We start from the raw sequence: 16221 nt of genomic DNA, 5'->3' as shown, positions 1-16221 counted from the left end.
GCTCGCCGACCTGGGGCGAAGGACAGACGGCCTCCAGATTTGCGCGGCCGGCCAAGCTGAACAAAGAGAAATGCGCTGCAACTTGATCCGGTCTCGACAGGTGAACACGCCCCTACTGTTCATCATCAAGGGACCCCGCAATATTTAATGACGAAAACGTTGTTGCCCTTGGGCGTTATTGGACTGGCAAACGGCCCCCAATCACTTGATCTTATCGGTTTGCTCGTAAGGCCATTTTTTCGATTTCCTGCGGCTTTTTGGACGGCGTCTTGCCGTCCTCGTCGGAAAACCAGACGACGAAGTGCTTGCAGTTTGCCACGTCGTCGGCCGCAGCATCCTTCGCCGCCGTCAGACATCTGTCCCAGATCGCCTTGGTATTCGGATTTTTGAGGTCTTCATCGGCTGGAATCACCGAGGGCGCCATTCCCCGTCCGTTCCGCTTGTAGGCTACTCCGGAAATGAAGCGCCCGGCTGCCTTCAGCTTATCCGCATTGTTGGAGAGTACGCTGGTCTCGCCGAAGACATGCCCGGCGCAAGTTGTTTCATCGAGTGACAGTAACACGTCTGTGGCGAAAAGCAGGCGTCCAATGGGCTCCAGAGTACCGGTCTTGCTTGCCGACTTCACCGCCCCTCTGGCTTTTTTCGTTCCGAGCTTACCCCGCTTGATAAGCAGCCCGATGTCGTACTCCTTTTTTCTTCGCGAATTTTCTCCTCCTGAGTTGCCGACGACCGCCGTCGACTGGGCGTGGCCGCCGGCACAGGACCTCAGGCCGACCTATCTCTAATCGCTTAGTGCCGTCACCGTGGTCTGGAGTGCCTTCAATGCCTCTCCGGCAAAGGAACCGAGGCACTTCGACAGGACTGCCTTGAACTGCGTTCGCGAATCTGGGTCGGTTATCGTTGAGCCCAGTCCGACTGTGTTGAGGATCTTCAGCATGTCAGTGGCGGGAAGGGTGCAGATCGAGGGATCGGAAAGGTAGCACTTGACGTGGGTCTCGAAAGCGAAGGCGCGCATTGCCTTGCAATCGCAAGAGGGATTTTCCGAAATATCGAGCTTCGGGACGATCGCCTCCTGCAGGCAGAGCAACGTCTTGTCTCGCCATTTCACACCGGTCTGAGAAAAGTTGCTGAGTCCGAGAAATTTCTCGCAGTATTTCTTGCCATACGCGAGGAAGTATTCGTTTTGTTCCTTGCACGGACAGTATTTCGCAAAACAGGTCGCATAAACGTTGCACGACAGGTTGACGTTGTTTGCGCACTGCGCCATCGCCGGTGCTGTTAATAGCATGCCAGAAAGCAAAACCAGGATCGCCGAGAAAGTCCTGATCTTTGCTTCCATAGCTGCCCTTATCGATACCACCGCTTGGCTGAAGTGTGATCGCATCGAAAGTTTGGCGAGGGACTGTCGTTTTGGTGCCAGGATGAATCGGACCCCGAGGAACTGCGCAACGGTACTCAAATTGCTGAAGCTGATCGACATTGTTACCTCCATCCCACGCCGGACAACGCATCACGAAATGACGTGAAAAACGATTCTCGCATTAAACCGCGGACCCGAGCTGACAATCGTTTCCTCGGCGAGGATGGCGTTCTTGTCGATGGGCTCGCTGGGATAGGTCGCAGGCATGCGCCTCTCCACTTCCTCGATATACGCAACGAGCGCTCCCTTGCCGAGGCCGGCAAGCCACGTTGCCTTTACCTCCTTGTCCTCTTTGAAGGTCCATCGCATCAATCCGTCGCGATAGCCGTTCTTGTCGAACTGAATCGGAGTGTCGAAGGGGACGAGCGTGCGCGTCAGCACGTTATCGGCCGTACGACCTTCGTGCCACAGCGTCATTTGCATGATCGGAATCTGAATATCGTTCAGGGTCTTTTCTTGTGGTTTGGTCAGAGTAACCTTGTTTCTCTCTTCATCCGTGCCCTCTTTGGTCCCGATGGAAGCCTGACCAGACACGGTCGCGCTGACGAAGACGCTCCCGTCCTTGTGGGAGTGGGTCAACTCGACGTCTCGCTGCGGCAGCAACTGGGTCCAGACGACAACCGGCTCGGACATCATTAGGTCAGCAGCAATGGAGTTCGGCTGATAGCGGACCAGTCCGAACCGAACGAAGGGGTTGGTCGCGACTGAGGGATGGAGATCGACGTCGACGTACCATTCCTCACGATCGAGGTCGAAGCAGGGCTCGTATGTGAGCAAAGAAACCTCGAGAAACTCCGGCGCTTCGTTCTCATCGACGACGACCTCTCCGGTCTCGGGGTTCACCTCTTCATGCACCCGAACGGGCATTCGGGCTTTCGCGACATAGCGAGGACGATGAGGCCCTTTATCCAACCGGTCGAAATCCTTGAAGGCAATTGCAGGAATGAAATTGCCATCCTGCTTCGCAACGTCTTTTCGGATTGGATCTCCGCCCCAGCGAGTCACAAACCGTCCGCCCGGACCGAGGTCGGCATCGTCCAGATCGGCAAGCAACATCTTGCGATCGCCGACGGAGACCTTGTTGTTGAGCATGTCGTCCGAGCTTTGCTCCTGGTAGCCGGGCGGCCAAAGCACGATGCCGATACGCTCGCCCTCTCCCGAGCTGAACATCCCCCGTCCGAAGTGCAGCCGTGTTTTTGCCGTGCGAGTCAACTTCTGGCAAAGCGGGCCGGCTTCACGTCCCACGACGAATTTCGGCGTCGGTGCGCGCACATCGCATTTTGGCGGCCTGATCGTGGCTGGAATCCAGATTTCCTGCTCGGCGCTCGATATCGTCTGATGGCCCGCCGCCAGCGCCTGGCGCCGCTTGAGCAGTTTCCGATCCGTGTAATGCGGCGCGCTCTCGAACAGCGAGCTGAACCGCGAGACGGCCACCACTTTCACCGCGAGTTTTCTAGCGCGCGCGTCCTCGAATACCGCAGGCGTGTTGGCGACGACGGTTCGCATTTCCGGGGTTGGGCAGGGCGCGGCGGTGCCAACCGGAATCTTGATCGGCTCCTTCAAAATTCCCGCGGCGTGGAGTCGCGCCAGATTAATTTCGGTCAGCCCACTGTCAGCTGGCTGGAAATAGTCATCCTGCGGCACTGCGCGCGGATCCGGCAGATTGTCGACCCGAAGCAGAGTCACCGCCTCCCGTTCGAACTCGACCTGCCCGTCGCCCGACACCTTGAAGCCGAGCACGTCCCGCGTCGACACATAGTGGCTTCGAACGCGGCGTTCACCGTTTTCATCATCGTTCCGGATAATTTCCGGCCAGCGTCCGGAACGCCGCGCCAGCAGGCTCCGCGACCTCGATCTGTCGTCGAGCGCCTTGCCGCCGGTTCCTGCCGCCCGCACTACGATCTCGAAGGCATCGATCTGCTCCAGGTCCAGGGAGACCCTGCCCTGCAGCAAGGATACCAGGGCTCCCTGAGCGCTATCTGCCTTAATCAGATCGGCGACCTTTTGGTCCTTCTTGACCAAGGGACGCGAAACTCGATCTTCCGGCTTCGCCGGCAACACGAGCGTGGCAGCCGCCAACGGCGCGTTGATGCCATGGGAAACGCGAAGCCTTTGAACGGCCGCCAGTTCCTCAACCTGCCACTTCGATTGGATGGTTCTGATGATTTCCCCGGCCACGAAGGTGATGGCCGGCATGGTCGGCGCCTTCCACCCGCCGAGTCCGACCCCGTCGGTCTTCTTGTCGGGGTTCGCGGCATTCATGCCATTCTTGATGTCCGACAACCTCCCGGTTGCGGTCGGTCCGCAGAGGCAGGAAAGATCATCGGCCGAACAGGCATCGGCGGTTGCGTGAGCGAGTTGCATCGCCATGGTCTCGGGCAAGGCGAACATGCCGGCAAGCGTAGCAACCTCTGGCAGACAGACCACCTCAAGGTCAAAATCCTCGCCCTGGCCAAGTCGTACGGTCAGATGCCGCACCTTGACGCCCGCCCCGCCCGCGCGAACGTTTCCGTTCGGGTCCATCGTCCTGATCGCGGTCGCCTCGCCGATGAAAACGTCGGTACAGGCGACGGCCCGTTTGGTGCGCCGGCGAGGAAGCTTTTCGATGCTGACCACGAGTGGCAGCGCGTGTGGATACGAGATTCCAGCCCGGGGATCGTAAAGCGACGTGACCCAGGCGCCATCGAGATAGCGGTCGGAGCCGCGAATCCGCAAACGCACGACCATCTTCTCAGCCGCGGGGTCCGGCAGGTAACCGGTCTCGCCTGACTTGGCCGTGTTCTTCCGATCAGATGCAAAGACAGCCAGTCCCCGCTTCTTTTGCTCAGGCTTTGCGTTGGTTGGATTCCTGACGATGGATCGCGTGACAGTGGCGACGCCGCCGTTGAATTCGGCAACCTCTTCGGTCATGGCCAACGGGAAACCGTCATTTGCCGGATCGTAGTCGACGTCCCGGAGACCGCCCCGCATAACTTCGATCCCGCCCACGCCGTCAAGCTTTCGGTGCCGGAGCACGGTATCCAGCGCGGCCATCGGGGCGACAAAGACACGTGCCGACATATCCGGCCCGAGCCGGTCCTGCAGGGCAATGTACCGGTCCGGCAAATCCGCATGATCGCTCGGTGTTGCGCTCCGCAACGCGACCCGGTCGGTGATTTCAAACCCCATTGCCTCCGATTTCGACAGAGCGATGCGTTTCGGGAGCAACGCGATCGGCGCATCAATACCTTCATGCCGCAGGAAGCGCTTGCGGACCGGCGTCGTTTTTCCGTCGTTCGACGTGAACGCCGGCGGCAGCATCTTGGCGCCTTTCGTAGCCTTGTGCAGCGCGGATGCCATCTCGGTCGTGGGCGAGCCGCCGCCCGCGAAAACAGACCGCATCGAAAAGGCATACGCTGCGCCGTAGCGCAGGGGCGGAGGACGATGGGATCCCGACGTCTCCAGCCGGTGCCTGCGTGTGAACGGCAATTGTGCCGTTCCCGGCTCGACAGGCTGGTCGGTACCATGCCTGGCCAGCGCCGCAAGCGGCGTTCCGTCCCACATCACGAGCGCTTCGTCCGCGATCGCCTCGACCTTGCGCACCGGCTGAACATCGTCTCCATCGTCGAGCAGCGGCATCGTGCGGGTGACCACCTGAAACGACGTCTCTTCCTGAAAGTAGTCGCCGCCGTGATTTTGGCCTGTGGCAAGGCCGAGCAATTTCCTGACCTCCGCTTCGACTCCGAAAGCCACATCGCGGCGCATCAAGCCTCGCCATTCGAGCGTCTCGACCGTGGACTTCTGCTTCACCACCGCGATATCCAGCCGGCGGCCAATCGTGAGTTCTTCGGCCCACAGGACCACGCAATGCCGGGTGTCCGTCGTGCACTGCGCCTGATCGCACACCTTCTCCATCTGCACCGCGGAAATCGCCAGATCGCGCGCGATCTGTTCGCCGCGGCCGCGGTCCATCACCGATATTCCCGCCGTGATGTGGCGCTGGCCGCGGTCGACCGTATCCGTCGTCGCATCGACGGCCCTGCGGAAATCGAGACTGGTGAGCTGATAACGCGGATCATGCGCATCGCCATACCCGCCGCCGAGATTCCAGATGCCGGACTGCTGTTCTACAAGGGCCTGTGCTTTCGAATCCGCTCCGGGCACGTCGAACCGCGAGACGGGCCAGAAACTCTTTCCGTCGTATCTTGCCGCGGTGAGGGTCTGCGTGGTCGCACGCGCCTCATCACAACCTTCCGCCACCAGATAGATGAAGAGCGGATTCGGCGCGTCTTTGATATGATCGGGAATCTTTATGGTTACGTCCGCGGCAAAGCAGAACAGTCGCGAGAGGAAATAATCGCCCTGAAAGCTGTAGTAGACGCCACGGACCTGCTCGAGAGCCGTCGCCTCTATGGCGGTAAGCGAAGCGCTTTTCGTCGCCATGTAAGGCTTGCCATCAGCGACCCGATCTCCCTCCTTGACCGTCTGGAGCCAGCCTCCGTATACGTGGCCGGCTCTGAGCTCACGTCTCCCCTTTCCTTTCAGTACCCGCTCGGCAGGAACGACTGCCGAGGAAGGACCGGGCTGGTGAGTTTTCAAGTTCGCGGCCACGCTGCCCGTGTTTTTGAGAAGCTTCTTGACGTCATCGAAGCGAGTATTGGAATCCTTTCGGCTGGGGTCCGTCGCGCGGACATTCTGCTTGAAATTATCGAAATGATTCTGACGGATTTGCTCGTCGAACCGCTTCTTCTTTTCGGCGTCCGCTTGGTCCTTATAGCGGTCGTCGGGTACCGATTGATCTTGCGAATTTCCGGCCGGCTGGTCGTCGGCGTCTCCCGGCAGTCCGGGGCCTGCGATGATCTTTCGCAATACCCGCTGCGCGCGCACGGCCTCTTCGTCAACGGCTAAAGCGCCTTGATTGTTCGCAACGACGCCGCTGACCTGGATCTTGTCGGACGGATTGGGGCGCCTGGCGACCATGGCGCCGTCAGAGGTGAAACTGCCCGGTGCCGCACCGAGTGGCTTCGAATATGTGTCGGAGAGTGCAGACTCGTGCTTGGCACCGGTCAAGGATGCGTCGATGTCGCCGCGCAGCTTATCCCACACCTTTGCGAGTGTCTGGTTTGCCACGCCATTGATCGACGTTTTTGCCGCACCCTCAATCGACGTTTTCCAGAGCGCGGTAACCCGCTTCCACGACGCTTCATCGTGCGCCGCGTGGCCGGCGATCGAGATATCGGAAGGCTTGATCTGGATCGTCTCGGCGGGACCGCCGGCAAATATCTGCAAGGCGATGGCGGGCAACAACGTTGCTTCACCCACGGGAACGCCGCCTGCCCCGAGGTGAACAGACTTCAAAATCCGCGCCATCTGGCCCGGCCAGTCCTTCAGCTCAAAACCGGGCGCCCCGGTCTTGGGCAGTTCGGGTGACATCAGCAACGTCGCCTTCAGCCTGCCGCCCTCGATTCCGTTTGCGACCAGCCGGTAGAAGGGCCTCACTAGCGTCGGATCGTCCGCCATTCGTTACACCTTGTCCAGAAGTCCGAGATCGAAATACGATAGATAGGAATGCAGGTTGGTGCCCGGCCCGACGGCTTCCGACATGACGTCGGAGCGCGGTAGTTCGGACTTGGGCTTCGGCTTCGGTTTCGGCTTTTTGACGTACTGCGCGTAAGCCGGAGGCGCATCCGACATCACCAATCCGTCGTCCGCCGAAGCGAGGCGAGTCCGGCCGTTGAATTGCTCCTCGTCCTCCATCTGGCCGGACGACTTGCTGCTATTGCCGATCGCCTTCTCGCGCTTGAACGCTGTAATCGAGTAGTCGTAGTCAACAATTCCCAACGAGAATGAAAACGAATAGATCGCCTCTCCATACATGTCGCCGCCGTCGCTGCGGCCGAGCCGCACGTAAAGCGAGGTCGCGAAGCTGAAGATCCAGATGCTGGCGCTGCCACCGGCGAAAAATGTTCCGAAGATGGTGCACGAGTTGGTGTTGTCGACGCGCAGCACCCTGACGAAGACGCCAACCATAATCCGGACCTGCGCCTGCAGCGGCCCGAAGCCGATGGAACCGCCGCCGCCAAACTCGAACGAGGCTTCGAATCCGCGGATTCCGTCGGGCGCGGCAAAAATCGAGAAATAGCCGGCGCCGGCAAACGGGATCACGCTGATGGTGAACGGCCGCAGCCGGCGCCCCAGCGACACCTTGAACAGCGACTCGCTGTTGGTGAACGGCAGCTCGGCGGACACGTTAAGCGTGACGTTGAAGAACGATGTCACGCCGCAGCCGATGCTGCCGAGATCAATACCGTAGCCGGCCTCGATTCCGGCGGTGCGCGTCATCGGCTGGATGAAGACGCCGTTACCGTCCTTGGGACTGAGGAACGACTGCAATTGCTGCGCGAACTTTAGAGATTCTCCGATCTCGAAATCCTTGTAAGCGACGTCGAAGTGCGGCGCGGAACCGTCGACCATCTCAAACACGGCGCCCTCGAACTTCAGCGTCAACGCATCGATCAGGCCACCCACGAGCTTGACGTCGAACGGACCCAGGGACCCGTTGGCGCGGAAGTCGATCTTGCCGGGCTTCAGCAGGTTGACGACCGCACGAACCTTGATCTCAAAGACGGATCCCTGCTGCGCCTGGAACAGCGCCGACTTGCTTGGCGGATTCTTGACGGTGCGCCTGAAATCGAAAGCCAGGGTCGCGCGGGACGGGATCAGCCCGGCGATCGCGTCTTCGATCGCGTCGCGGAATGTCGATACATCAATGAGACTCAGGACGTCGCCCTTGAGTACTTGAGCGGCAAGACCGCGCACCTGGGTGCCGATCACGAGCGGCGCGGCCTTGCCGTCGATCCAGCTTCCGAAGAAGCGTACGGCCAGATCCTGCTTAGCGGCATTCATCGTTCCGGTCATCTTGGTCAGAACGACCGCGTGCTCTTCGAACAGCCGGTCACAACCGGCCAGTTGGATGGGATCCGCGGCAGTATCTCCGATATTGCAAGCGGTGCCGTACGCAGGCGCCACCAGCAACACGTGCCTGGCCTGCGCCGACAGCAGCGGGACCTCGGCAAGTTTCGTGATCGCCGCTTTGCGGAGGTCGAGCAGCTTGGAATAGCCGGCGGCCATTTTGTCGAAGACACCGCTGGCGACGATCGCCTCCGCGAGTTTCTGTCGCGCGAGGTCCGGCAGGCCAGCGATCTTCTGTTGCAGTTTGCGCCAGGCCGCCAGCGCTTTCGCCTCGGTATCCCGCGCAGCGGCGATGATCTCGTCCAGCCGATTCTTGAGATCGGTGCCGTTGAGAGCCTGCTGGACCTCGACGTCGAGCCCCTTGAGCTTCGCCTCGCGCAACTGCTTGATGGTCGTGTAGGAACTCGGCGTATCGGGGAGATCGACCGCCGCCAGCTTCTTGAGCTGTTCGTTGAGGTCTCCGAGAGACGTTCCGACCTCGCTCGAGGCCTTGCCAAGATCGCGATCGAACTTGGCGAGTTCAGCGCTGAGACCGGAAACCGCCTTGCGGAGATCGTCGGCAAGCGTGGCGCCGAACATCGAGCCTTCATTCGTCAGCTTGAGCACGAACTTCAACAGGGTTGCGAGCGCTACCGCGAGCTTTGCTTCGACGGCGGCCCCCTTCGCTTGCAGATCTTTGGCTGCGATGGAAACCGGACCGGTCAGCCCCGCATCAAGAACGGCTTTGGCGCCACCGATAAACAGAGCGGCCCCAACATATTGAACATTTTGCCCGTCGCTCACGAATTTGACGACAACGTCGATGATTTTCGCCAGCCTGGCCGTAATCGTCTTGATCGAACCATCGATGCGCGCGTTGAACCGCGTGAGCTGCTCGAGGGCCTTCTGGTCGAGCGTGCTCCATGCATCGGTCGCCAGCCATTGCTTGACTTCGTTCAGCAGCGCCCAGGCTTCGACCGTCGCGCAATAGAGCTGCTTGTTAGCCTCGGTAAGATCCGCAACCAGCTTGGTAAGATTGGCGTGGAATGTGACCAGGCCATTCAATTGGGGCGGCAACGGATCGGGCTGCGCCGCCAGCGTCGCCCTGAACGCCTCCAAAGGTTGTCTCAGGGACTGGATTTCCTTCAAGGCCTGCGCGATTTCGCTGAGCGGCGTTTTGCTCAGCGGCGGATCTGTGAGTGAGGACGCCACCGGCAGAACAACACCGGTCTCACCATTCTTGTAACGCAGGCAGGCCGCTAGCTCTGCCGCCAAGCGATCGCGCTCGTTGTCATCTACAACCGTAAACGGCTTGATGAACGCCGTGATCCGCGCGTGCACCGCTCCGATCTTTGCCTTGTAAGGAGCCGTGGAGCCGGCGGCGTACGCATCGAGATTGAATCCGAACGCGTCCGAGGAGAACGTGCCGGCCGCGCGGATGACGCTGGTAACGTCGCCGGCCTTGGCCGCCTTGGCAATCGCGTCGACTTCGGCGTACAGCTCCAGCGCCCGGTTGATCGAGTCCAACACATAGATGCATTCGGGAAGGACACGATCGACCACCCATTTGCCGATGCGAGCTTCGAAGTCTTCGAGGGCCGCGGTCGCCGCGAGACGAACTGCCTCGACCTGGATATCGACTGCATCGCGAATCCTGAACTTCGCCGCCAGAACCGCCTGATGGAGGGCGTTCTTTTTCGCGGCGATCCAGCCGTTGAAAGCCTCCTTCAACGCGTCTTCCGGCTTTTTCTGGCCGAGCAGGACAGCGCGGGCAGCCGGCACCAGAATATCCGCCAAGTCCTTCGCCGTGGGTATCACCTGGTCGAGGTCGCTCACCGTGTCGTGCACCGATTGCGGGACCGGCTTGCTGCTCAAGCCGTTCGCAACCGCGACGAGATCCGGCCGAACGAAGCTGAAGGACAGTTGCTCCGTGAGGTCGGCAGCGACGTAATCCGCGACCCACTTCCAGATCTGCGCTTCATCGAGACTCTGCGCCACCTTGACGGCCGCGACCACCTGCTCCTTGAACTGGGAGAGCGTCTGGAAGTCGCCGCTGAATCCCTCGATGACGTCATTGATGGCCCGCGTCGCAGAGTCCTTCAGCCGCTCGACCGGATCGGCCGCTATGGCGGCAAGCACGCGGATGAACCGCCGCCCGCTCTCGTAGACCGTCGCCAGTTGATCGGCTAGGCGGATCGGGTCGGTCTCGTTACTGGCAGCGCTCAGCGCCTTCTCGATATCCGCAAGGCCGTTCTCAATCTCAGGAAAGATCTTCGCGAGCGTGAAACTGGATGCCTGCTGGCCAAACTTCTTCTTGAGCGATGCATCGAGCGTATCCCACTGCGTTCGCAGGCGGTGGATGACTTCCGCGAGTGGAAAGATCACGCGCGTCCGCACGTCGGTCGCAAGGTCTGCGATCCCATTGGCTGCGGCGGTGCCATATTCCAGTGTCTCACGCAGCACCGGAACAGCGGAGAGAAGGTCGTCGAGATCGAGCAGTGCCAGTAGATATTTGATCTTGACCGTGCCAAGCAACTTGGCTTCGCCGCTGAAATAGGATTGCAGGATCTGCAGCGTCTTGAGGACACTGTCCTTCTGCGAGTTGCCGTCCTGGCGCGGCACGACATCGACAGGACCAGGAGGTTGCGGATCCACCTTCGGAAGGCCGGGAGCCGTGAGTTCGTGCCGGTGATCGAAATAAGTCGCCAACGACCAGATCTTCTCCCAGCTGGCCGCTTCAGTGAAGATCGAGGTGTCTTCCGGAACCGCCGCTATCGAGACCAGCCTCGTCTGCGCCTCCGCAGCACCTTGTGTGGGTTCGTCGTAGCCGAGGGTCTCGTATTTGAGGTAGCGATCCCCGCCCAGCGGGCCTTTGGACCGGCTCACCGCGACGATGTTGGACGCCGGGCGGCCGATGGCGCCGCCGCGGGCGCCATTGTCTCCCATGCCCGACGTGATGATGTTGCGCAGGTTGAGATAGACCTCGAGCGGATTCCATTTCAGTTCGCCATCGCCCGGATTTTTCTCAGTGGCGAAGCCATGCCGCACATAATGCCCGTCGTATTGAACTGCCACTGGCTTGCGCTGGCCGCCGCTGAAGCGTTCGACCTGCTCCAGCCGCACGACAGCCATATCCATCGCTGGATAGAACGGCGGCTGCTGCGCGCCTTCGAGCGTACCCGTCGTATTGTAAGTGCTGAGGTTTCCTGCCCAGCCGCCGCCAAAGTCCTTTACACGGCCGTGCGCCGCAACCTGGATGCTTTCGGTCGTGAGGATCGTATCGCCGGAGCGGTTTTCCGGTGCGAAGCGGATCTTCTGGCCATTCATCGGTAATGTACGCCGCGATGACACCCATTTCTTGTCGGTGCTGTTGTAGAACTTAATCAGGTTTCCGAGCGAAGACGCGGTCGTGGACGCAATGTTGTCGACGAAGATCAATGGAAACCGCGTTGGAGCGCCGTCCACCAGCAATTCGAAGCTGACCAAGCCGCGCTCGGTAATGTCGGTGCGCGGGAAGAAGGCGAGACCGGGATTCCCGGCGCCAAGATCGATCCGCCCGTTCAGCGACTCGCCATTCTTGACGATCGGCGCCGCGGTCGGATCCAGGATGTCGGGCGTCCAGATGGTTCGCAGCGTGACCGACTCGCCGCACCACATTGCGCCGCGGTGCGGCTGTCCGAGCGCGGGAAATCTTTGCAATGGCTGCGCGACATGCAAGAAAATGCGCTGGCGCAGTATCGCTTTCACGCCTTGTGTCGTCGTCCGCAGGAATATCCGCTCGGTCTGCTTGATCATCGATGCGCGATGGCCGAACGGGAACAGATATCCCTTGTACACAACCTGACCCAGCACATCGCGTCCGAGCACAATGTTCTGTTGCCAGCGCTCGATCGAAAAGCCCTCGAAGAGCTTGCGACCCCACAGGTCGTCCGCACCCGCGGACGGCTGGAACGCCGTGTCGTGATTGAACGAGCCGCCCAAAGCCGTAAGCGTCAACTCGCGAACGCTAAGAGGAATCGGACGATAGATCGCCTGGTCATTACGGGCATCGCTGAGCGCATATTCGCCCGGATTTCCCGGCTCGAACTGGCCGGAGTCGGCAATAAGAGGCCCGACCGTTTCGACGTCCGATCCCACCGCCTGGCGCCTGCCGATGACCGGCAGGCCGTAGGCCGAGGACAACATCACCAGTTGATGCCGGTCGTAGGCATCGAGCGTGGTGCGGAACATCTGCCACGAGATTGGTGTCCCCTTCCGTACGTCGGCACGCCCGCAAAGCCACTTGAGAACCTGAAATACTTTTTCGGAAAACGTCGGGCCGTCGGGACCAACGGGCGGACATGAATCGTCCTTTAGTCGTCCGGAGCTTTCCTTCGGGAGCTTCGCGCTGACCTCTTCGGCCGTGACGGTCGTCGACTCCATCTGTTCCGCCCCGATGAACCAGGGCGCCAGCGGGCCGCGCGGCGGCGCGCCACGCCCGGGCATCGGCTGATTTCCGTCCTGCTTTGCCGGTGCGAGAACCATCGGTCGGAAATCGGGTGAATCGATAATGCGCAGCGAAGGATTGATGTCCTCGACCGCGAGACGCGCGGACCAAAGCGCGCCTTGAGGTGACTTGCCTGACGGCTGCTTGAACTGCCCCGCCTCAAGCACCGGAGACGGCAGCTTCTCTGCCACAGCACCGGCATTGAGCTTGTCGGCGGAGGGTAGTCGCCGCACGGTCTGCCAAACGGCGTCCTGAGCGGTCGAGAGAATGAGGCGCGAAGGAATCTCGACCGCGGTCTCGTAAAGCGTCGGCTTGCGGGCCATCGACGCCCTGATCTCGCCCAGTCGCTGCTCGGCCGTGACGAAGCCCTTGCTAATCCCCTGGAAGGCCAGCACTTCGTGATCGCTGAGATTAGCGGCGCGCTCTCCGAGCGGCGGAACGACACCCGAGGGCAATGCGCTGAACAGCTTCCTGGCGCGCAGCGTGACTGCGGGCTCGTGCCGGGACCAGTCGGTCAGGGCCTCGAAGGTGAATGGCATCGGATCGTAGGCGAAGCCGCCGCCTTTTGGCGTCCAGGGATTCGCGCCAGAGTTCTGGTGCAGTCCGGCTTCCTGACTCGTCGCATTCGACGGCGGCATGCAATTAACATGAAAGGCGAGCCTGCTGGGCCCCGAGAGGCGGCCTGACATGAGATCCGCAATTGGGTCGGCTCCACGCACTTGGTCGATGAATCCGTGAAGATCGTCCTTTCCGAGTAGGATGTCCCTGAACCATTGCTCCCGCTCGGTGGGCGTCGGATACTTCGTAGAGCCGTTCGGCACTTTTGGGCGATTGCCTTCCGACAAGAATTCGGTCCGCCAGAGCAGCCGGTTCGTTACCTCGGGCGGCTGTGGATTTGCGGGAGGGACCTTCTGTTCCGCGGCGAGCCTTTGTTCGCGGTAAAAGCTGCGGAATGCCGCATAGACGGGCTCAACTTCCTCAAACGAACGCTCGTTGCGAAGCGCGTTGTCGAAGCTCTCGCCCACCCGCTTGTCGTCGGCGGAATTGTCGCTGGTCGAATCCTTGAGGTGACCGGCAGCCATCAGACTCGGGATCACCTCGCTCTGAATTCGCGTGAATGTCTGCCTGACGACGGCCTCGACCGCGGCCTGCAGATCGTTTTTGAACACGCTGCGGGCCAGGTGCATCGCGTCCGCATCGAGCCCGTACGGGCCAAGGTAAATTCTCTGATCGTCCGGCAGGTTCGCGGACTTGGCCTTTTCGGCATATTTCTCCGCAAAAGTACGAAAGACGGGGGTAGCACCCGGGAAAGTTACGCCCGGATTGTCCCGCTCGAACTTCTCTTTTTCCTTGTCGATCCTGGCTTGTTCGGCGTCGTACTTGTCTTTCCGAATTCCTGTGCGGTAGTTGATCAGGCCGTCATGGTCGTTCTTCCGGCGTGCCAACTGAGCCAGGATTTCCTCGCGGGTGACCTGATCTTCCCCGTGCTTGATCTCGACATCAGGCAGATCAGGCGGCTCGGGCCGGAACAGCGCCTCCTCGAACACATGCTGCGAATCGAATTCGGCCACCAGCACAGGACGGCTGTCGATGTATTTACCGTCGTCGCTTCGGAGCAGCCGGCAGTCGGCGCGCGCCGGGCGAATGACCGGCGCGGGCGTGAACGCCAGCACAAAATCGAGAAACCGGAAGCGCAGTTTCATCAGGTCGTAGTCGCGAGCCACTGTCAGCGTCGCGCGCGACAGATCGATATCGGCGCGATGCCGCGATGGCTCATCGAGCGGCCCGACCCAGACGAAACTCGAAGGATTGACGCGCGGAAACTCGCCGCCGGACGGCCTGAGTTCCAACAACTGGTCGCCATCCTCAAAGATCAGCCGCAGGTCGCTTCCGTTGTCCCTGAACACGAGGCTGCTGAAGCTGACATCCTCAGGCGCGACATCGGCCTTCAACAACGCGAGGTCAAACGAGACCCGGCGCAACCTCCGTGAAGTGGTCGGCGTCTGTCCCTCCCGCACATCGTCCACGATCCAGGCGGTTGCCTGCCGCGCGCCGGCACGATCGCCGCAGGAAGCCCTGAAGAACAGTTCCCTTTCCTTCTTCTTGGCGGACGGGTCAGGCACTGTCGCAGACGGTGCCGGCGTGGGGACGGGATTACCAGGCACGGCATCCCTCTTATCCGAAGATACCGCCGCCTCGTCGGGCGGGAATGCGCCGACCGCAAGCCGTCCGATCGGCGTTGCGATTTCCTCGCTGATCACCTTTCCGGTTCCTCGGATCCGGCGCAGTACCGGCGCTGCCCCACAACGTCGTTCGCCTGGTTCTGGTCGTCGGCAGCACCGTTTGCGCCAAGATCAGGTCTCTGGACGTCAGCGGCCCCGCCATCGTCGCCTTGACGTCCTTTAGCGCTACAGAAGCCGCGCCGACCTCCAGCCGCGACACTACTTGGTCGAGCGACGGATACAGCGGCGATACGCCGATCCGGACGTCGAAGTTCCGCGCGCGGCCAGTGTCGGTGAGTTTCACCACGGCGTGGTGGCCGTTACCGATCGTGATCGTCTTCTCGTTTATTCCGTCGAGAGCTATCGTGCCGCTGCCTGACAGGGTGACTTCGCCGAGGATCTTTTCGTGCGCCGCGTCAAACTGATCGGCCTGCCACCCGAATTCGAACGTCTCGAGAAAGGCCTTGGCATCCAGCACCGCAAAAATATGCGTATTGACCGGACCTGAAGAATTTACCGCCGCCAGAGTCCAGAGCAGCCCGCTGTCGAAACCGGCGTTAAAGTGCGACGGCGCGGCGGCCGCAACCCGCACATGGTCGCGAAACACCTGCCGAAGCGTGCCATCGACGTCTGACGACCCGACCCGGCACACGAGCGGCGCCGCGGCCGTGGCAAATCGATTGAAAGCGACGGTCTTGGCATCTGCATTTCCGCCGCCGCCGGACGACCGCCACAGGCTGGTCGACAGATCAATGCTCCAGGGATCTTTCTCTTTCTTGCGGGTGAAGCTGAACGTAAATTCGACATCGTCGCGGTCGCCGAACCGGGCATCGAAGACTTTTAGCAAGAACTCGTTGGCCGATTGAGGTTTGACTAGATCGAACCACGCCTTGGGCCCGAACAGCACGGCGTGCATGGGCCACTTGGCAAGAACGACAGCGGTATCGCTTTGCTTGTAGACCGGCTTCTCGATGACGGTCAGAAGCCGGTCATCCTGCGACAGAATCAGTGAAAGCTCGTAGCTCTCAGGCGTGGCGGCGAGCGCTGCGGCCGGAGACAGCAGGATCGACGTCGACGCTGCGCCCTGCAATAGGTCACGCCGTGAAAGCGCACCCCCCGGGCCTCCCGCGGTACCCTCAACGCACGACGTGTCGGACGGCGAA

General features: G+C 60.9%; 5 protein-coding genes. All 5 read right to left on the bottom strand.

The features are described from left to right. Nucleotides 1-211 precede the first annotated feature (211 nt). The 5 genes from ACVWY3_RS36925 to ACVWY3_RS36905 all read right to left on the bottom strand — a co-directional run bounded on the left by ACVWY3_RS36925 (nucleotide 212) and on the right by ACVWY3_RS36905 (nucleotide 16148). Nucleotides 212-625: a hypothetical protein gene (locus ACVWY3_RS36925; protein WP_456842843.1), complete on the bottom strand. Its 414-nt coding sequence runs from the start codon at nucleotides 623-625 to the stop codon at nucleotides 212-214. Nucleotides 626-781: 156 nt separating this feature from the next. Then, on the bottom strand, nucleotides 782-1480 hold the full coding sequence (locus ACVWY3_RS36920) for a hypothetical protein (RefSeq protein ID WP_456842842.1): 699 nt from the start codon (nucleotides 1478-1480) through the stop codon (nucleotides 782-784). Nucleotides 1481-1510: 30 nt separating this feature from the next. Then, nucleotides 1511-6919 (bottom strand): hypothetical protein, encoded by a 5409-nt coding sequence (locus ACVWY3_RS36915; protein ID WP_456842841.1) that lies wholly within the window; start codon nucleotides 6917-6919, stop codon nucleotides 1511-1513. 3 nt (nucleotides 6920-6922) lie between these two features. Then, nucleotides 6923-15097, bottom strand: a complete 8175-nt coding sequence (locus ACVWY3_RS36910; protein WP_456842840.1) for a hypothetical protein — start codon at nucleotides 15095-15097, stop codon at nucleotides 6923-6925. Beyond that, a complete protein-coding gene (locus ACVWY3_RS36905; protein WP_456842839.1) occupies nucleotides 15012-16148 on the bottom strand; it encodes a hypothetical protein in 1137 nt (378 codons plus the stop codon). Before ACVWY3_RS36905 ends, ACVWY3_RS36910 begins: the two co-directional genes overlap by 86 nt. Nucleotides 16149-16221: the final 73 nt, after the last annotated feature.

Source organism: Bradyrhizobium sp. USDA 4486 (assembly GCF_054057995.1).
The sequence above is the reverse complement of the archived record's forward strand: the minus strand, read 5'-3'. Positions and strand labels throughout refer to the sequence as shown.